This window comes from Sphingobacterium allocomposti (assembly GCF_008124885.1).
GTDB classification, from domain to species: Bacteria; Bacteroidota; Bacteroidia; order Sphingobacteriales; family Sphingobacteriaceae; genus Sphingobacterium; species Sphingobacterium allocomposti.
This window is the reverse complement of the sequence record NZ_VNHX01000001.1, coordinates 116,576-136,836: the sequence shown is the minus strand read 5'-3', so window position 1 is coordinate 136,836 and position 20,261 is coordinate 116,576. Positions and strand designations below refer to the sequence as shown.

Here is a 20,261-nt window from a genome sequence, read left to right as displayed (position 1 = left end):
CCAGTTTACCAAGTCCTTTCAGCTGTATCCCTAACTTTTTTAATTACCAAAAACGGACATAGATAGCGGTCACCAACAACAACGTGATGACGATCAGCACCATAACAGAAGGTTCTACTTTGAACATCTTCTTATCCAGTTCAAATGCTTTCGGATTTTCCTTAGGCCCGAACAGGCTCACGATGATCATCAGCGCCAACGTAAAGGCAAAAGCCAGTCCCATGCAGATTTGAAACGGAATTTCATATAAGCCGCTCTTATTTAAGTAGGCGGTATAAATCCATGTTTCGGGTCCAAAAACCTTCGTTGCAAACTCGTTGAAGAATACCGACAGACCGAAGCCGGTAATAAGCCCGGTGATGGCCGCTGCGCCTGTCGTCCGCTTCCAAAACATGCCTAGTAAAAACATGGCAAACACACCGGGACTAATAAATCCGGTATACTTTTGAATAAAGGTGAAACCGCCTGCTCCGCCGATGCCCAGCGTGTCGTTCCACGTAAAAAGAACAGCCACGGCGATCGATACGACAATGGTAATTTTACCTATCCAAACCATCTTGGCCTCGCTTGCGGATTTGCCGATATATTTTTTATAAATATCCAGGGTAAAGATCGTCGCGATACTATTTGCCTTACCCGCGAGGCCGGCAACAATGGCTGCGGTGAGGGCTGCCAGCGCTAATCCTTTCATCCCGTTTGGTAGATACCCCAGAATGGCTGAGTATGCATTATCAGCGTGGAATACGCCTCCTGGCGCCATCTCATTTTGCAAGGCTCCATTTTTATAGAGTACATAGGCCGCTATGCCGGGTAGCATAACGATGATAGGCATCAATAATTTAAGCAGTCCTGCAAACAGAATCCCCGTCCGGGCCGTCTTCAGGTCTGCGCCAAGTGCTCTCTGCGTGATATACTGATTACAGCCCCAGTAGTTCAGATTCACGATCCAGATACCTGCTAGATACATCCCTATTCCGGGAAGCATCAGGTACTTGTTTATTTCTTCTTGCGTAGCTCCGGGACCTGGCTTTTCGACAATCATATGGAAATGGTTCGGAGAATCTTCCATTAGCTTATTAAATCCTGCGAGCACATCCTTGCCTAAGCCGAAGTGTTCGCTCACCATGGTCAGCGCAACGTAGGTTGTTGCAATGCCGCCAATAATAAGTACAACAACCTGTATGACGTCCGTAAAGCCGATCACCCGCATGCCACCCAACGTAATAACCACCGCAAACACAGCCAGCGCAACCATAATCATATGAAAAGTTTCCCCTCCGCCGGCTAAACTGGATATAGCAATGGCTCCCAAGTACAGTATGGATGTCAGGTTGACGAAGACATACAGGAAAAGCCAGAACACCGCCATAATAAGACTGGTGGTTTCATTATACCGGTTATTCAAAAATTGCGGCATCGTGAATATCTTATTTTTAAGATAGACAGGTATAAACCATACGGCAACGATAATCAGCGCTACGGCTGCGATAAGCTCATAGGCGGCGACCGCTATACCAACTTCAAAGCCGTTACCGCTCATGCCGATAAACTGCTCCGCAGAGATATTCGAAGCAATCAACGACGCGCCTATGGCCCACCAGGTCAGAGAACCCTCGGCCAGAAAATAGTCCTTACTGCTACTTTGAGCACTTGTTTTTTTACGATAAATCCAGTAGCCATAGCCGGCTACGATAAAGAAGTAGATTACAAAGATAATGTAGTCTACGGTTGCAAATTTCTCCATGTTTTTATGTGCTGGTTATATTGTGAAGGCCTCCTTTCCGTTTCCCTTTCGGCACATCCAGAAGGCCTTCCGGTTTATTTTTTCAGCAAGTAGTATAATTCATTCCACTTCAGCTGATTCTCTAAATTGGTAAGCGTCGTATTTTCGTCGATAGCCACGTACTCCAGACCGGCGATACGTGCAAAATCTTCTAGATATTCCGGCGTGAGGCTCACGCTGTAAGCAGTATGGTGCGCTCCGCCGGCGTAGATCCATGCGCTGCAGCCGGTCTTCATATCAGGTAGCGGCTTCCAGAGTACACGTGCCACTGGTAGCTTCGGCAACTCTTCTGTAACCGGCACTCCTTCTACTTTGTTAACAATCAAGCGGAACCGCGTTCCCATATCGACTAATGAAGCGTTCAGTGCAGGCCCGCTGACCCCGTTAAACACGAGCCTTGCGGGATCCGCCTTGCCACCGATACCTAGAGGATGCACTTCGATCCGTGGCTTGCTGGCGGCCAGGGCAGCGTCAACTTCCAGCATGTGCGATCCCAGCACCATCGGATTGTTCGGATCGAAGTGATATGTGTAGTCTTCCATGAACGCGGTCGTCCCGGGCAGACCTGCTCCCATCACTTTACATGCCCTAACCAAAGCCGGAGTCTTCCAGTCGCCTTCGCCCGCAAAGCCATAGCCTTCCGCCATCAGACGCTGAACAGCCAGCCCCGGCAGTTGCACCATACCATGGAGATCTTCGAAGGTGTCAGTAAACCCTTTATAGTTGCCTGCTTCCAGAAATTTCCTTAAACCGATTTCGATTTTGGCGGCTTCGACCAGACTCTGTCGATGCTCTCCTCCTTCAACAACATTCGGGGCCAGGTCATAAGTCGCTTCATACTCGGTAAGCAACGTCTTCACCTCAGACTCGTTAACCGCATTAATAAGCTCGACAAGATCGCCGACAGCATACGTGTTCACAGAAAATCCAAACTGTGTTTCAGCGGATACTTTATCGCCGTCGGTAACAGCCACATACCGCATATTGTCGCCAAAACGTACAAATTTAGCTCCCTGCCAATCGTGCCAGGCCGCCGCAGCACGCGCCCATACATTAATACGGTCGGCAACTTCGTCGTCTTGCCAGTGACCCGTCACTACCTTTCGACTGATATCCAGACGGGTTACAATGTGACCAAACTCGCGGTCGCCATGGGCACTTTGATTTAGATTCATGAAATCCATGTCTATACTGCCCCATGGAATATCCCTATTGTACTGGGTATGAAGATGCAGTAATGGCTTTTGCAATGCCTTTAACCCTCTGATCCACATTTTTGCAGGCGAAAAAGTGTGCATCCACGCAATCACCCCTATACAGTTTTCCGCTGTATTGGCTGCTGCAAGCGTATTATAAATTTCGTCGCTGTTCTTTACAATCGGTTTGTATACCACGTCCACCGGTATCTGTGGGTGCGCTGAAAAATAGCGTGCAATCTCCTCGGCATGGACGGCGACCTGACGCAACGTCTCTTCGCCGTATAAATCCTGGCTACCTGTTATAAACCAAACTTCTAATTTGCTTAATGTTATATTCATCTCTTGATTCGTTATTCCTGATTTGTTGTCGGTGATTTGTATGTTAGCAAAAAACGATTTTATTCCTGTCCGTAATAGGCATCTCCGCCATGCTTCCGGTCATAATGTTTTCTGATCAGCGCATCTTTTAAACGTGGAGCCCCTGGATTGATCTGCTCTGTCAGATAAGCCATCTGCGCCACGGTTTCCAGGACGGCGCTGTTATAGACGGACTTCGCTCCGGTTTTTCCCCAGGCGAATGGTGCATGGTTTCCGACCAGGATCATCTCCACCTCTTTATAGTCCAGCTGCTGCTCTTCAAAGTGATTGATAATCTGAAAGCCTGTTTCGTATTCATAATTTCCCACGATCATCTCGTCGCTCATGGGCGGGGCACATGGGATATCAGTCGTCAAGTGGTCGGCGTGCGTAGTCCCAAAAATCGGTATATCCCGTTGACTTTGCGCCCAAGCGGTCGCATACGTCGAATGGGTATGGGTGATTCCGCCTATACCTTCCCAGTGCTTGTAAAGGACAGCATGGGTTTTTGTATCCGATGAAGGGCGTAGGTTCCCCTCCACGACCTGGCCGTCAAAGTCGACGATCACCATGTGATCCGGTGTAAGTTCTTCGTACGGAACACCACTAGGTTTGATCGCAAACACACCCTGTGTCCGGTCTGCAACGCTGACGTTTCCGAAAGTAAAAAGTACCAAACCTAACTTCGGTAACTGCAGGTTACAGTGATAGGCTTCCTCTTTTATAGATGTATACATGTTGTTTTGTATGTTTATTTATTCGCTTCTAAAAAACCGCCCAACTTTTTATACTGTTCATACCGCTGCGCGTAGATTTCCACCATTTCCGGGCGAGGCTCGTACGTTTGTTCGAACCCTTGCCCCATGGCAGCCATAGCATCTTCCACGCGCGGATAGATACCAGCTGCTGTTGCAGCAAACATGGCTGCACCTATGGCACAGGTTTGTTCCGTTTTATGGATCCTGATAGGCATATTTATGACATCGGCCATTGTCTGCATGATAAAGGGGGCTTTCTTTGCTACCCCTCCCAGGCCGATAAGCCCTTTCACAGGAACCCCCTGTTCAACGAATCGCTCTACAATACGCTTGGCGCCAAAGCAGGTTGCTTCGACAATGGAACGGAAAATTCTGACGGCATCTGTTCCTAAATGAAGTCCAGATAAAGCGCCTTTTAGGGTTTGGTCAGCGTCGGGTGTACGTCGTCCATTAAACCAGTCTATCGCCAGCTCTGAAGAATCCGTCACGGGTAACGCTTCCGCTTGCTTGCTGAGCTGCGGAATCAGCTGTGTATCTATAAGCTCCGCAATAGTCGCTTTATCTTCGTCAGCGATGTTCTGCGCGCCGGCGAGCAAATTAGCCACAGGCCACATGAGCACCTGTTTAAACCAGGCATAGGCGTCGCCAAATGCCGACTGGCCCGCTTCCATCCCGATCATTCCAGGAATGATTGATCCGTCGACCTGCCCGCATATTCCGCGCACCAACGTATTGTTTACGTCATCTTTTGGTGCCACAAGCATATCGCAGGTGGAGGTTCCCATCACTTTGCTTAGGTAATAAGGTTCGATTTGACCTCCCACCGCTCCCATATGGCAATCGAAGGCTCCTACGCCTACAACCACCTCCGTAGAAAGGCCCAATCGGTGAGCCCACTCTTCGGATAGCGTGCCGGCCTGTTCCGCAGAGGTGTATGTCTGCGTGAATAAGCGATCGACAAAGCCGCTAAGTAACGGATCTAAGGCGCTGAAAAAGCCATCAGGGGGGAGTCCGCCAAACGTCTCCGCCCATAACGATTTGTGCCCGGCGGCACATACGCTTCGTTTTATATCCGTTGCCCGACTTCCTCCCGTGAGGAGGAATGGAATGTAATCGCAGTGTTCTACCCAAGTATACAACGCGCCTCGTACGTCTTCGTCGACCCGCAGTACATGCAGCAGCTTCGCCCAAAACCACTCTGAAGAATAAATACCGCCTACGTATTGTAAATAGTCTGTATCAAATTTTTTTGCATGGTCATTAATTTCCTGCGCCTCCCTGACTGCCGTGTGATCTTTCCACAATACGAACATCGCATTGGGATTATCTGCAAATTTCTCCGTTAAGGACAAGGGAACGCCGCGTTCGTCGACGGCCACGGGGGTGGAACCAGTTGTGTCAACCGATATTGCTTTTACCGCCTTGGCGATAGCTGGGTCTCCGGCTTTTTCTAAACAAGCCCGAATTGTCGTCTCCAGCCCCTCTATATAGTCCAACGGATGTTGGCGGAACTGACTGGACGCTGGATCACAAAACTCTCCCCGCTTCCATCGGGGATAATAAAATACCGAGGAAGATATTTCCTGCCCATTGCCTGCATCCACTAATACCGACCGGACTGAATCACTTCCATAGTCAACTCCGATCACATAAGATTTGCTCATTACCTTTAACACCTTTTGGTTTATAATACTGATTTATACATTCTTAGCACGTTAACATTCTGCAAAGACCTGCCTGAACGATACGCACATAACAATTAGTGTCAAATTAACATTTATTTTTTAATAAAATGAAATAAAATTTTAATTTTCATCTGTAGGAGTTCGTATTAAAATCTCATAAGGGTCACAGTTTATACGGCCCTGTCGGGATAGAACATCACATGCATATATGCTAACCCGTTATGCATGATAGCGTCCATTATCGTACGAAAGCCCGAGGCTTCGACAGTGCTTGTGCTAAGCCCGCCGAAGTGCTCAGCCCGACATTGTATAGACATATCGCTTCGACATTAAAACCCTTGCGTTTCAATAATGCGCAACGGGCATAAATAGGCAAATCCTTGGGGTTTACTTTAACCATGCCAGATATCAGATGGATAGCATCAGCAAGCAAACGGATACGCTATTTGTGAAATTGAAATAGATACAAGACATTTGTGTGTAATAATTTATGACAATACGGATCAACTATGAATTTTTATAAGAGTGAGCCCAAGGTATTACTTGCGGTAGACTGTATTATCTTTGGGTTTAACGGGGAGTCTCTGGAAATTCTGTTAATTAAACGCGGATTCGAACCAGAACGAAACAAGTGGAGTCTTATGGGCGGTTTTGTTCAACCGGATGAAACGCCGGAAGGGGCTGCATCGCGCGTATTAAAGAAACTTACCGGATTGGCAAATGTATATATGGAAGACTGCGGCATTTTCGGAGATCCCCATCGGGAGCGTTACGGCCGCGTGGTCAGTATCGCTTATTTTGCTCTCATCGACACCCATCAATACGAACACATCATCAGCGACGAATTTGAAGCGCGTTGGTTTCCACTTAACGAACATCCGGACCTGATCTTCGACCACCAGCAGATGATCGAAAAAGCCAAACGCGAATTACGAACCAAAGCGGCGTTGTATCCTATCCTTTTTGAACTATTGCCCGAAAAGTTTACCATCCCCCAGATTGCTTCACTCTATGAATGCGTGTATGGCATCGAGCTTGATAAGCGGAATTTCAGCCGCAAACTGCTGTCGTCGGGACTGATTATCAAATTGAAAGAAAAGGACAAGGAAAATTCGAAGAAAGGAGCTTTTTTCTACCGGCTGAATACCGACATCTATAAGGAAAAAATCATGTCCTTTTTGCGTTACCTTCCAAGTTGGTCAATTGATTAATAACCTGTGGTCGATAAAAAATGACCTCGTAGAGGCTTGATGTTCATGGGCCGTCGTATTGTGATGGATACGACCCGTCGGGCCGAAGCATAGCAGGCATATGTAACTATAAATCTAGCTCCTTCGGGTTTATCTTTCATCTAATGGTATATATCAGTCGGATAATAATCAATTTCAGGTAAATACGCTACGGTGTGTCGGAGCCTCGTTTAGGGTAGCTCCAACACACCGTAGCTGATTTTTCACCGATAAGCTCCTCTACTATAAAGAGACTGAAGCTTTATTGGCAGACAATTTATCGGGTGTAACCTGGGTTTTGAACCAAGTTCTCTTCTTCTTTATTGTTAAGTTGGATTTCAGACAACGGGATCGGTAAACGTGTATGATAGTCCTGGAAACCGCTTGTGATTTTGTTGGCCGGCCCGGCGTCGCCATTTAACGCGATGCGTTCTTTTAACTTTCCGGTACGTACCAGTGTCATTCGTCTATTTTCCTCGGCAATCAGTTCTCTGGCACGTTCGTCGAGAATAAAGTCGATCGTTATGGCCGATGCATTGACCCGTCCTAAACTGGCGTTCCCTGTTTCTTCACGGGCGGCTTTAAACGCACGGTCTCTTAGGGTATTGATGTCTGCTGCGGCGCCGGCTAAGTTGTTCTGTCTAAAACGAGCTTCGGCGCGTAACAGGTAGGTTTCGCCCAAACGCATGACCGGCCAATCTTTGATAAGTGCATAACCGAAATCATCTGTCGGATCGTACCCTCCCCATTTCGTTGGATAGGGATACCACACCTCTAAACTGTCGGTGCGGAACGGAATAACCTTGTCTCCCGTTCTCACCGTCACATTCCGGACGCCCGCATCTCGCGCAACACGATATCCGTCAGCATCTATTCCAATAACAGCCTCATAGTTCGGCCTGTTATAATTCGTGGTCCGTCGGATATTATAATTACTGTTCCGTATATCGCCGTCTAATCCTCGCCATACCGTATATTTCATAAAATTACTCAGGCGAAGCCGTCCGTTTCCTCGCCCGCCCAAGGAATCGGCATTGACCATTCCTTCCCACTTATGGTAAGCCGGCTGCCAGACCCGGCGGTGCTGTGGGTTGTCTATCGTACCTCCGTTTACCTCCCGGTTGTATTCTACTTCAAATGTCCAAATTGCCTCCGTGTTGCCCTCAGACCGGCGCATATTGCCTTGCCGGAACATATCCCTGTAGTAGTCTCCTCCCTCGGAAAGGTACTTTCCATATCGGGCGTCGATCAGTCGGTATTTCCCTCCGTCGATGATTTCCGTGGCCGCCTGTTCCGCCTTTTCAAAGTAAGATGCATCGCGCATCCCCATCCGTAGATAGGCCTCTGCCGCCAGCTGTCGGGCCATATCTTTGTTGATACGACTCTCGCTTTTCGCCTGACCGACATCCGGAAGGTTGGCTATTGCAAATTCGAGATCTTCTTCGATCTGGCGATCTACCTCTGCCACAGGCGTTCTCTTATAATCAAACGTCGGCACACTGATTGACTCGACGAGCAACGGCACATCGCCCCAAAGTGTCACGAGCATATTGTAGGCGTAGGCTCTGAAAAAGCGGGCTTCTGCCGCGGCTGCCAGATTATCGGTGCCGGCATCCCGGATGATCGTGTTGGCGTTATTGATAAACTCATAACTCTTTTGCCATAAATAACTCACGCCTGCATTTTCGGAGTTCAGATCCGCATATTGATAAAAAGGGTTTTCTACACCTTCGGTGGATCCGGCGCTGGTAATGTCCATTCCGATCTGCCAGCAAGATAGAAACCCCTGCCGCCCGCTGTAACCCCACAGCTGCGCGTAGATATAATGTAAGCCAATTAAATGGTTTTCCACGATGGACGGATCGCCCGTTCCAGCTTCGTATTGTGAATAGGGCTTCTCATCCAAAAAGCTGTCGCTGCACGAGGCTACTCCCAGAGATAGCAACGCAAGCGCAGCATATAACTTTGTATGTTTAAGTATTTTCATCTGTATAATCTATTTCAATGGTGATAATCATTTATTCATTCCTCTATGTCCGAAGGTATGATGATGCTATTCATTTTCATCAGCATCTAACATACTCTCCACCTGTTTGCACGCCGATTCTCATAAGGGGCTACCTAAAACGTAACATTTAAACCGAACACATAGTTGCGCACCATCGGGTAGTTCGTGTTATCCCCCACGTTATCCTGCGTGTGCCCTCTCGGTATATCCCGTGCCTCGGGGTCCCAACCCAGCCATCCGGTCCAGGTGTACAAGTTACGTCCGCTCGCATAGAGTGTAACGGCTCCCAATCCGATTTTGCTTGCTATCGGGGATGGTAAGGTATAGCTCAAGGTAACATCTTTCAAGCGGGTAAAGCTCGCACTCTGTGGGAATCCGTAGCCGTATATATTGGAGCGGTTGCTCAACGAACGCCATTCGTTGCTTCTGTTTTCGGGCGTCCAATAGCCAAGTTCCGCTGGAGCACTTCGGCGCCCTAATTCATCGGCAGCTCCGCCGATCTGCGGGTTGTTTCGTAAAGCTCCCTGTACGGTTTGAATGAAAATATTCAGCGACAGATTTTTATACGTGAAGGTGTTGGTGAGCCCTCCATTCCATTTAGGTGCTGTCTGGCCTAGAATACGGCGGTCTCCGTCATTGATCACGCCGTCGCCATTGAGGTCGGCAAGTTTTACGGCCCCCGCTTCGGCCTGCTCGTCCCACCCTTTATTGACGCCGGCCGCAATTTCATCCTCCTGCCAGATACCGACCTTGGTATAGTCGTAAATTACGCCAACGGGGTGTCCAATAAACCACCGATTTCCCAGATCATCTCTTCCGTCGCCATATATATCGACGATTTTGTTCTTATTATGCGAAAATACGATCGCGGTCGACCAACTGAAGTTCTCCTTCACGATATTCCGTGTGTTCAGTGTAACGTCGACTCCGGTATTAGCCACCTTTCCCAGGTTGGCCCATACGTCCGCGAAACCGGTGAGCTGCGGCAAACGTTGCCTAAGCAGCATGTCCTGTGTATTTGTCCGATAAAACTCGACTGTACCACTCACGCGGTTGCCCCACAGACCAAAATCCACGCCCGTGTTAAAGCCTGCGGTCTTTTCCCAACGAAGGTCGTCGTTCCCCATCAGCGTGCGGTAACGTAATGCCGCATTTGACAGCCCGCCCATGGCCAAGGAGTTAGAATTCATCAGCGACAACGTCTGATAGACACCAATGGCTTCATTACCGGAAACTCCGTAAGATACGCGCAGTTTTAGATTGTCGATCACATTTTTCGTTCCTGCCATGAAGGACTCGTTATGTATGTTCCACGCCGCTGCCACAGAAGGGAATACCCCGTACTTGTTGTTTTTAGCAAAAACAGATGCGCCATCTCTGCGGACCGTGAACGTCAGCATATACCGGCTGTCGTAGCCATAATTGATTCTTGCCATCTGTGATAAGGAGCGATAAAGATCTGCTCCAGCGGTTACCCTTTGATTGGAGGCAGCACCAAGGTTCCCCCATTCCAGCACATCATTGGGAAACATCTCCCCTATAGCTTCCGATTGCTGCCAATATTTGCTCCGCGCAGCATACAGGCCCGTAAAATCGAAACGGTGCCGGCCGATAGTCTTTTCGTATGTCAGGATATTTTCCAGCGTATATGTTTGCGACTCTGCATTATATATACGCCCCCAGCCGTTGAAATTATAGACCGACAGGCCATGGTACTCATTCGTCCGTCTGGGGATGTAAGAATAACCTCCATTTAATCTAAATTTCAAACCTTCTAAAGGCTGCCAGATATTACCAAAATTCATTTCCGCATAGCCGTTTAGCGACACGTTAAACTCACGTCGTTCGGGATTCGTTGTTGTATGAAGCAGCGGATTTGCCCAAAGCTGTTCGGAATACATCGGAAACTGTGTGAGGCTACCATCTTCATTATACATACGTGCATACGGGCTCATAGCCAACGCCTGCGTTAGGTTGGCCCGTCCGCCATCCCTGTCGTGTGCTGCGACAAATGCCGACGTTCCCACCGTTAAATACTTTGTTGGATCAAAATCGGTGTTCGCCCTAAACGAATAGCGTTTATAGTCAAAGCCCTTTACGATCCCTTTTTGTCCGAAGTAATCGACAGACACATAGTATTTCGCGTTCTCGCTGCCGCCCGACAGTCCGACATTATGGTTTTGAATAGTACCAGTCTGCATGACGGCATCCAGCCAATCGGTTGTCACCCCATTTTGATAGTTATCCCATTCATACTCGTTGCGCACCGGCCCCCCATTAAATAGCGTCGTGTTGGTAATACGTGCGTATTCCGCATAACGCTTCAGCAACTCCTCTGGGGACACAGGGTCCAGCATACGGGCCGGCTCTTCGACCCCGGCATAACCACTATACCGGATCTGTGGTATTCCGGACGTACCCCGTTTTGTTGTGATTAGAATAACACCGTTTGACCCGTTTACGCCATATATGGCGACCGCCGATGGATCCTTCAGGATCTCGACCGATTCGATATCATTTGGATTAATATCGTTAATAGATCCGTCGGTTCTTGTCAAGGGAATTCCGTCTACAACAATGTAAGGTCCCGTGCCAGCGCTCATCGAGTTCAGACCTCTTACCTGGGTGGATGGAACATCTCCGGGAATGGACGATGTCTGATTGATATTCACATTTGCCACGGCTCCCTGAATGGCTTGCAAAACGTTGTTGACAGGAAGCTTAGACAGACGCTCTTTGGGCACGGAGGCAACAGAGCCCGTTATATCGGAGCGTCTCTGTGAGCCGTAGCCCACTACCACGAGTTCGTCTAACACGTTATCGGAGGCATCCAGCGCCACATCGACTGTGTTGCCCGCCCCGACTGTCACTTCTCTGACAGCGTAACCTACCGAGGTAAACACGAGCACAGCGCCCTGTGGCGCGTCAATCGTAAACGAGCCGTCGCCAGCGGTTTGTGTCGTCACCCGACTTCCTTTAACAGACACCGTGACGCCCTGAAGCGCCTGACCAGTAGCGGCGTCCGTGATCCGCCCCCTGCGCTCTACCGATTGCGCCATAACGGAGAGTGTACATAGTACGGCACAAAAAAGCGCAAAAAAGGCCTTTCGAAAAAAATTTGTAGTTTGTTCTAACATAGTTTTTGGTTATTTAATCTTGGTTAACACATTCGTCATCCTACCGATGTCCGCAGACCAGATGGATGACACATCACTCCTTAGGTACATTCAATTCATTTCATGCTTTTTAATTTTTCGTTCTAATGGTTGTATCTTACGCGAACAGGGGTACCGCTATCACGTGCTTCCCCAAATGAGAAGGATAAGTCCGTGTTACTGTACTGCCTGCTATTTTTTGGTCTATATGGTGGGACCTCACAGTGGGTCCGCTTCCAATGTATTAGCTGAAACAAAGCTAGCAGAAGCTGCTGCTCTAGATGTCTAAAATAGGTTCAAAAAGGTATAAAATCATGTCAATTAGGCCTAGGACGTCGATTTTAGACATTACCAAGCTGTATTCAAAACCTCCACCGGCGTCGTTGTCCTGCTTCTATGCCGATAAACAGCGCCCAAATTGATGTGCTCTCGTAGATCAATCGACATACATCAACCGGACGGGTTCGCATATTTATAGAAATATATGCCTGTTACAGTTAGACCCGACGGGGTTACCCTGACAGCAAAAAAGCACACATGTCTTTCTTTGCATGTGTGCTTTCTTTCCCTGCGGGGCGGGTCCGTTCTTGTTTACCTATCTAACTCGAGCAGTGCCATGATAAATGGTCCGGTAGCCTTGGCGTCATTCTCACGGATACGCTCGTTAACATAATATGTATAGCTACCATCCCTATAGGGATGGCCCCCCAAGCCGGATACGGCATTGCACTGTATGAGTGTCCACAGGCCGCTGTCCTCCTTTTTCAGAAGGTTGTTTTTTATACCTATCAGTGCTTTCTCCGCTACGTCGCGGTAGGTCGGTGGCAGATATCCTTTATTGACAGCCTTTGCGTAAGCATAGAGGAACATCGAATTGACAGACGCCTCTTGATAGTTCTTCTCCCGGCCAGGCTGATCGAGCACCTGCCACCATAAACCGTCTTTATCCTGATAACTGGGTAAGGTTTGGGCCAGGTCTTGTAACAGGACGAGAACACTATCCCGTCTTGGATAGTCCTCCGGTATAAAATCGAGTACATCAACCAGCGCCATAAACCACCATCCCACGCTTCTGCCCCAGAAACTCGGCGATTGTCCGGTCATCTTATTAGCCCACAGCTGGTTCCGGCTTTCGTCCCATCCATGGTAATATAACCCCGTATTTGGGTCGCGGGTATGTTTGGCCGTCACTAAAATTTGGTTGATGACATCGTCCCAGTAACTACTTTCGCCCGTAAACTTGCCGTAGGCAGCGACAAAAGGATCTCCCATATAGCGTCCATCCAACCATATTTGATGCGGATAAATCAGCTTGTGCCAGAAGGCCCCTTCATGCGTCCTTGGATGATGCTTTAGCTGCGCCATTAATCGTTCTATAGCCATTCGATACTTCTCTTTGCCCGTCTCTTCGTAGAGGGAAAACAAGATCTTTCCAGCATTAATATAGTCTATGTTATATGTTTCTACCTTGTATAAGTGGATTTCGCCCCTTTCGTTTATCAGCGTGTCGGCCCATTGCTCCACATAATTAAAATAGCGTTGCTCGCCGGTTTTCTGCCATACTTTGAGCATCGCCAGACAGCCAACGCCTTGGGAATATCCGAAATATAGACGCTTTCCATGGTCCAGTTGCCAGGCCTCCGGAAAGCGACTGATCTCGGAGTCAGCAAACTGCTGATATAACTTTTTGTCCTGTCCACGGACAATGGCGGTCCCCACGGAAAAAAACAGAAGGAAGATACGTATTGTACGATGTAACATCAGTTTCACTTTATTAAAGTTTTCTAAAACAGAAGCAGCCTGTCGGAAGCTCCGACAGGACTGCATAGACCGTCGAGTTAATATAATGGATGCTGCTGCCCACGAAGTCCGGGGTTGGCATCGATGGTCGTCGTACTCAAAGGGAATAGTTCAACCTTATTCTTCTCGAGTCCGCGGAAGATATTTTTCACCCACGTAGCGTCCGCGGTAAAAGCATTTGCAAAGAAAGCCGAATTGCCGCTATACATATCTAATAAGGTATAACCTTGAGCTTCTAACGCGGTACGCTCCGCTGGCGTAGGGGCATCTTTCAGGGAAACGAAACTCAATGCTACCGTAGGGTCGTTAAATGTTTTTGCGTCTGTTTTCCTATACGCGCGGAAGCGGTCTACTTGCGCATACTTTCCCGTACGGTTTGCCAAATCTATTATTTCCTGCTTTGTTGCCGTCAATTTTTCGTAGAGGATTCCCCAACGGATGAGATCTGTTCTCCGCCATCCTTCGAAACCGAGCTCTAGCTTACGTTCCTGGATGATGGCATCTCTAAATGCAGCGTAGCTAGCAGGCGTGGGTCCTATCTTTGTGCGGTCATTCTTAAATGCACGGAGGCGTACTTTTTCGAGCATCTCCTTGGCGACCGGTGTAGGTCCATTTGAAAGTTCATTTTCTGCTTCGGCGTACATCAGCAGTACATCTGCATACCGCAAATGTATCCAGTTAATGTCGCGTTGCGCCGCTGACACGCCAACATCACCCTTCCAGTTGACACGGAATTTGCCAATCGTGTTGCTGGCATATGTATTCATCTCATGCAGGCTGCTGGCAGAGATCGCATAGCTTGCAATAGCTACATCCCTTCTACTATCACCGTCTTCAAACTCAAAATAGTACGTCGGAAGTACGGCCATGGCGGGTTGCGATTTATTATAAAAGGAATTTGTATGGGCGAAGATACCGTTAGTATATCCTATTCTTGCTTCGTTCCGGTCGCCCCCCTTCTGTCCATATTCAAACATGGACTCTTTGTTGTATCGTCCGTTAACGAGATCCCGGAATATCGTTTCATAGTCTATCAGGTCGTTTTCACCCCGGTCTACCACGGCCTTGCATGCGTCGCGGGCGATTTCATACAGCTGCCGGATCCGCTGTCCCTTGGCTCTCCTTCCCAACTGAACCGTGGCAGGCGAGTAGCTTTGTAGATCCCAACGCAGGGAATAGCCAGCGGCATATAGCGCCACGCGCGCCAACAGTCCGTAGGCTGCATTTTTTGATAGGCGTTCCACCGGCATCCCCGACTCACCTTTCCAGGGCAGCAGTGCGATGGCCTGTTGTAAATCGTCGACACAACCGTCCAAAATGGTATCCCTACTCACACGGGAGGAAGAAAAGCTGGGCATGTCGACCACCGGAATCCTCGGATAGGGCACGTCGCCGAAGTATCGCACGACATTCAGCATGTTCATGGCCCGAATGGCATAGGCTTCGCCCAGCAACATGTCGAGTTTTGCCTTTTCCGCATCGCTGATCCCGGTCATGAACGGAATGTTCTTGATCAATACATTCGCCTGCTCCACGCCAGCGTACATTGTCGTGTAGGTAGAAGACGGACTCGTTGCCGGATTATAAACATAGTTTGACACTTGGTTCTTGGAATTGGTCTCTCCCTCCGTGGAAAAACATTCATCGGTTCCCATGCCGAATTGATAAAAAAGTTCAGCGTTAAACGTACTGGTATACGCCCCCAGTACAGCCATTTCAACTTTCCCCACATCCTCAAATATAGTCGAACTGTCAAAGTCTTTTTCCGAAGGAAGCTCCAGCCAGTCCTTACAGGAGGCTCCTCCCAGGAGGATTCCTATAGCGATGATATATAGTACCTTTTTCATTATTATCGTACATTAAAAAGTTAAATTAATACCAGCCACAACACTCTTGGTTCGGGGATAAGCAGAGTTGTCCACTCCCCGTGTAAGGATTGCATCTGTGGCAGACACTTCAGGGTCATAGCCCGAATAGTTGGTAAACGTGTGTATATTGTTGAGTGTAAGATAGAAACGTAGTTTCTGTACAAAAGCTCTCCTGCTCAGCGTCGAGGGTAACGTGTATCCCAAGGTGATGTTATTCACACGTAGAAAGGACGCGTCTTCCAAATAGTAATCCAATGGATCAGATATGGCAATGTTGTTGCTGGAATTTAAACTCCATATCTGCCGCTTATTCGCCTGGTTGGGGTTTAGCGCTGCAAGGCGGGCTAAATCGGTCGTTTCCAACCCCGTATTCGGATCGATCAATGTAAACCGATCGGCCATCAGGCCTAGTGAGTTCTGATTGGGCAAGTAGGGCCCCATAAATCGCTGGGTGTTCATGTTGAACGCTTTGTTGCCGTAGCTAAAATTGAGAAATATACTCAGGTCAAAGTTTTTGTAGACAAACTCGTTGTTAAAACCGCCAAAGAATTTGGGCTCCGGGCTACCGATTTCCGTACGGTCGTTAGTAGACCAAACCGGGTTGCCGTTGGCATCGGTTTCCCCTGCCACGGGTAAATACTTCACGTCGCCGGGTTTCACTGTCGCACGATTTTTCCCTTTTAGAGAAGCCACGCCGTCTTTCAGCACATAGGTTCCATCCGGCTGCTGAACGAAGTCGTCGGTAGTATATACGCCGTCATACTTATATCCGTAAAACGTGCTCACCGGCCCGCCGACCTTGGTATAGAAGTTAATCCGCGACTCGTAAGCCGTAATCATATAGTCGCTTCCGCTGCTCCCATACAAGCTCTTCACTTTCGACCGGTTAAAGGTAAGATTGAGTGCAGATCTCCACTGGAAGTTTTCGCTACGTACATTTAGCGTGTTTAAAGAGAACTCCACACCTCTATTGCGCAGCGCAGCTATATTTTGATATTGCTTACTGTAGCCAGTCGATGTCGGGATATTCACTTCTAACAACAGGTTTTTGGATTCGTTGTTATAGAAATCAACGGTTAAATTTACACGGTTGTTCAAGAAAGCCGCATCAAGCGCCACGTTGGTCGTCTGCGTCTTCTCCCAAACGAGCGCCGGATTTCCGAGCGTAGAGCTCGGCTTCACACCAACGACCGTGCTATTATCGACCGCTACAACGGTCGAACCGTATAATGTTGCATAGCGTGTGCTTCCTATACGGTCGTTCCCTGTTGTTCCATATCCGACGCGAAGCTTTAGCTGGTCGACAAAACGGACACCTTCCATAAAGCCCTCATTGTGTATGTTCCATGCAGCCGACGCTGATGGGAAACCTCCCCACTTGTTTCCTTGACGAAACGTGGAAACTCCGTCTGCACGCATAGTAGCGGTCAACAGATAACGGTCGTCGTAATTATATATCCCTCTAAAAAAGGCGGACACAAGCCCGTACCGGTTGGCTTCGGATTCGCCTCGTTCTGTCCGTCCCGCGAGGCTCACGTCCTTCAATCCGAAATTGCTCGCCGGAAACTCGTAGTAACCGTGGCTTAGACCCTGGCTTTCTTCATAGCGTACTTCGTGTCCTGCAAGGAGGTTAAGATTGTGCTGTCCCAGCTGTTTCATCCAGGACAAAGTGTTGGTCCATTGCCATTCAAAGCCCTCTGCATTTTTTATTGATCCATAGGGGCCGCGGTTGTTCCTGGCGTTTACCGTACGTCCGTCGTCCCAAAAGTCCGTACGTGTCTGGCCCCATTGATACGATCCCGATGTTCTAAAGGTGAAGTCGTCCAAAAACCTGGCGGTAAGGCCCAGGTTAACATTTGCCAGCCGTGCTGCCCTGCTACGGTTCAACGCATCGTTCATGATGATGGGATTGTAAATATCGTACTGGGAATTGATAGCCTGAAGCTCTTCGGCAATATCCGTGTGCAGCAGCTCTTCATCTGTAAAGCGGGCACCCCCCGTGGCCGGTTGCAGGATGGCCATTTTGAGCATACCGTTCAACGAACCGCCACCTTGCGTATTAGCATCTTGAAACAAGGAGTTAAAGTCGACGTTTATGCCCTTGGCCAGTTCGTGGTTAACCTTTGCGCGAACGGAGTTCCGCCGGAATCCCGATTTTGCCAAAATACCGTCCTGGTTAGTATTATTATAGGCCAGCATAATCTTTGTCTTATCGCTTCCTCCCGAGACGTTAACATTATGATTTTGTAGTACAGCTTGCCCTCCGAAGACTTCGCCCTGCCAATCGATACCCGGGCGGCTTCCGTAGTCTGCATTGATCCGGGCGAACGCTCCTGACGAGAAGTTGGGATCCGACGGATTACCACCGTACATACCCGCAAAATCGTTCAACCGGCCTGCGAGTGTCTGAAATTCGTATTGGTATTTTACGTACTCTTCGACCGGCAGTAAATCGAGCTTACGGCCCAATCTTTCGAAACTCACGTAAGCGTTATAGTCTACCGTTGCCCGGCCGGCCTTGCCAGATTTGGTCGTAATCAACACGACACCATTCGCGCCCCGGGCACCATATATGGCTGTCGCCGAAGCATCCTTTAGGATGTCGATATTCTCTATATCATTGATATCGATCTTCATTAAAGCATCCTCCATCACAAAGCCGTCTACAACATAAAGTGGAGCGGTGGATCCCGTAATGGAAGTCCCTCCGCGTACCAGAATATTTACACCTGCACCCGGCGCTCCACTTTGTGTAACAACATTTACCCCTGCCACCCTTCCGGTAATCGCCTGCGCTGCCGTTGTCACGGGAATATTGCGGATATCTGCACCTTTTACAGACCCCACGGCACCGGTCAGATCCCGCTTCCGCGTCGTTCCATACCCGATCACGACAACCTCGTCCAAATCGTTATTGGCCGTTGCCAGCGCGATGGTTAAAGGTTGTGTTCCCACGACCTCCTGTTCGCTCGTACGATAACCTACGAAACTGATCTGCAGTACATCTCCACGCTGCGCTTCTATTGAAAAGTCGCCATGCTGGTCAGTCGTGGTACTCTTCTGCTGTCCTTTAACCTGCACGCTCGCGCCGTTTATGGGCTTGGAGGTTTCATCCAGTACCTTTCCTCTGACTGTCTGCGCCTGTCCCCGTGCCAGGGGTATCATCGCGACAAGAAATAATAAGGCGACGAGGCTCGTTCGTCCTACCTTTTTGTATACGTCCATTGTAAACATAGTATTTGGTTTATAATTAAAGCAATACGTTGGTTGCCTTAGCAGTTAGCTATTTTTATTTAACGAGTTTATAAATTTCACTGCCGGCCAGTAAAACGCAGCCTAACCCGTAGTCCTCAAAATCGGGCACTCTATCCGCCGTTACGGGCTGTCCGTCTTTGGGTTCTTTTCCGGTTGACTGTATGTACCCGAGAAAGCCGTTAGGTTGAATCGCTTCTTTGCTGATCGCTTCCCAACCTTTTTTTATGGTCGGCAAAAAAGTTCGTTGGTCGAGCAGTCCGTTATTCACGCCCCATGTGAGTCCATAAACGAACAGGGCCGTACCTGAGGCCTCTTTACCTCCGAAATGGTTAGGATCATGCAAGCTGACGTTCCAAAATCCGTCGGCACGTTGCAGAGGGGGCAATGCGTTTGCCAGGCTTCTATAATCCTCCAGATATTCCGTATAATGCGGATCTTCCCGCGGAAGCTCCTGCAGCACCAGCGCCAGTGCTGCAAGCACCCAGCCGTTACCCCTGGACCAGTAACAATCTTCCCCATTGGGCTCTTTATAAGGTGGAATAAAATCCTTATCGCGCCACCATAACCCGTCTACTGGGTTGTACAATCCATGTCCACCTTCTACATATTTGATATGATGATACATCTTGTACATATAGTCAAAATATTTCTTGTCCTTCATGGTGACGCCCAGCTTGACGTAAATGGGCATAGCCATCTGTATGGCGTCAATCCATGTCCAATCGTCAAAGCGGCCGCTTCGGATAACCGAATCAATATTTGCCTTGATCGCCGCTATCCGTACCGGCTGGGGATCTATGCGGTATAAATCGATGTAGGTCATACCGCAGTTCTGGTTGTCGGCATGACGCGTGTAGATCTCCCCCCGTACGGGCTTCCAGTGGTGTTTTTCCGCCCATTCGACCGCGTAATCATAATATTGCTTTTGCGGGTCAATGGCATAAAGCGCCATTAGCCCTTCGTAGTAAACGCCCCGTGTCCAGATGTTAGCGCGGCGCTCTTTGTTCGTGATGATCGTTTTTCCTGGATCGGGCCATTTTCGCATAAAATATTCGTTAGCCAGACGTAAACGTTCCAGTACTTCGCCTGTCGTTGTAAAATGTTGTCCATGCAGGGTGCCAACAGCGTAAAACACACACACTATAAAAGTTATAATTCTCATGG

The 20,261-nt window shown here is 48.7% G+C and carries 11 protein-coding genes; 1 reads left to right on the top strand and 10 read right to left on the bottom strand.

Going from position 1 to position 20,261, the window contains the following annotated elements:
* Positions 1–43 precede the first annotated feature (43 nt).
* From BC792_RS00410 to BC792_RS00395, 4 genes are all read right to left on the bottom strand, one after another.
* Positions 44–1,744: a sodium:solute symporter family transporter gene (locus tag BC792_RS00410; RefSeq protein WP_148907010.1), complete on the bottom strand. Its 1,701-nt coding sequence runs from the start codon at positions 1,742–1,744 to the stop codon at positions 44–46.
* Between the two features lie 74 nt (positions 1,745–1,818).
* The gene (gene araA, locus BC792_RS00405; protein ID WP_148907009.1) at positions 1,819–3,321 is read right to left on the bottom strand and encodes an L-arabinose isomerase; all 1,503 of its coding nucleotides are present in this window, start codon (positions 3,319–3,321) and stop codon (positions 1,819–1,821) included.
* Between the two features lie 59 nt (positions 3,322–3,380).
* Positions 3,381–4,076, bottom strand: coding sequence for an L-ribulose-5-phosphate 4-epimerase (locus tag BC792_RS00400; protein ID WP_148907008.1), 696 nt, complete (start codon positions 4,074–4,076; stop codon positions 3,381–3,383).
* 14 nt (positions 4,077–4,090) lie between these two features.
* Positions 4,091–5,761, bottom strand: coding sequence for a ribulokinase (locus BC792_RS00395; RefSeq protein WP_148907007.1), 1,671 nt, complete (start codon positions 5,759–5,761; stop codon positions 4,091–4,093).
* Positions 5,762–6,291: 530 nt separating this feature from the next.
* Here BC792_RS00395 and BC792_RS00390 point away from each other — a divergent pair.
* Entirely contained in the window at positions 6,292–6,993 is a 702-nt protein-coding gene (locus BC792_RS00390) for an NUDIX hydrolase (protein ID WP_148907006.1), read from the top strand.
* A 295-nt stretch (positions 6,994–7,288) separates the two neighbouring features.
* On the opposite strand, the gene BC792_RS00385 is transcribed toward BC792_RS00390, so the two are convergent.
* The 6 genes from BC792_RS00385 to BC792_RS00360 all read right to left on the bottom strand — a co-directional run bounded on the left by BC792_RS00385 (position 7,289) and on the right by BC792_RS00360 (position 20,259).
* Positions 7,289–8,998 (bottom strand): RagB/SusD family nutrient uptake outer membrane protein, encoded by a 1,710-nt coding sequence (locus BC792_RS00385; RefSeq protein ID WP_148907005.1) that lies wholly within the window; start codon positions 8,996–8,998, stop codon positions 7,289–7,291.
* 134 nt (positions 8,999–9,132) lie between these two features.
* Positions 9,133–12,156, bottom strand: coding sequence for a SusC/RagA family TonB-linked outer membrane protein (locus BC792_RS00380; protein ID WP_148907004.1), 3,024 nt, complete (start codon positions 12,154–12,156; stop codon positions 9,133–9,135).
* Positions 12,157–12,765: 609 nt separating this feature from the next.
* The gene (locus tag BC792_RS00375) at positions 12,766–13,935 is read right to left on the bottom strand and encodes a glycoside hydrolase family 88/105 protein (RefSeq protein WP_211357429.1); all 1,170 of its coding nucleotides are present in this window, start codon (positions 13,933–13,935) and stop codon (positions 12,766–12,768) included.
* 77 nt (positions 13,936–14,012) lie between these two features.
* On the bottom strand, positions 14,013–15,821 hold the full coding sequence (locus tag BC792_RS00370) for a RagB/SusD family nutrient uptake outer membrane protein (RefSeq protein WP_148907002.1): 1,809 nt from the start codon (positions 15,819–15,821) through the stop codon (positions 14,013–14,015).
* 12 nt (positions 15,822–15,833) lie between these two features.
* The gene (locus BC792_RS00365; protein WP_246154725.1) at positions 15,834–19,076 is read right to left on the bottom strand and encodes a SusC/RagA family TonB-linked outer membrane protein; all 3,243 of its coding nucleotides are present in this window, start codon (positions 19,074–19,076) and stop codon (positions 15,834–15,836) included.
* A gap of 55 nt (positions 19,077–19,131) precedes the next feature.
* Positions 19,132–20,259, bottom strand: coding sequence for a glycoside hydrolase family 88/105 protein (locus BC792_RS00360; RefSeq protein WP_148907001.1), 1,128 nt, complete (start codon positions 20,257–20,259; stop codon positions 19,132–19,134).
* Positions 20,260–20,261: the final 2 nt, after the last annotated feature.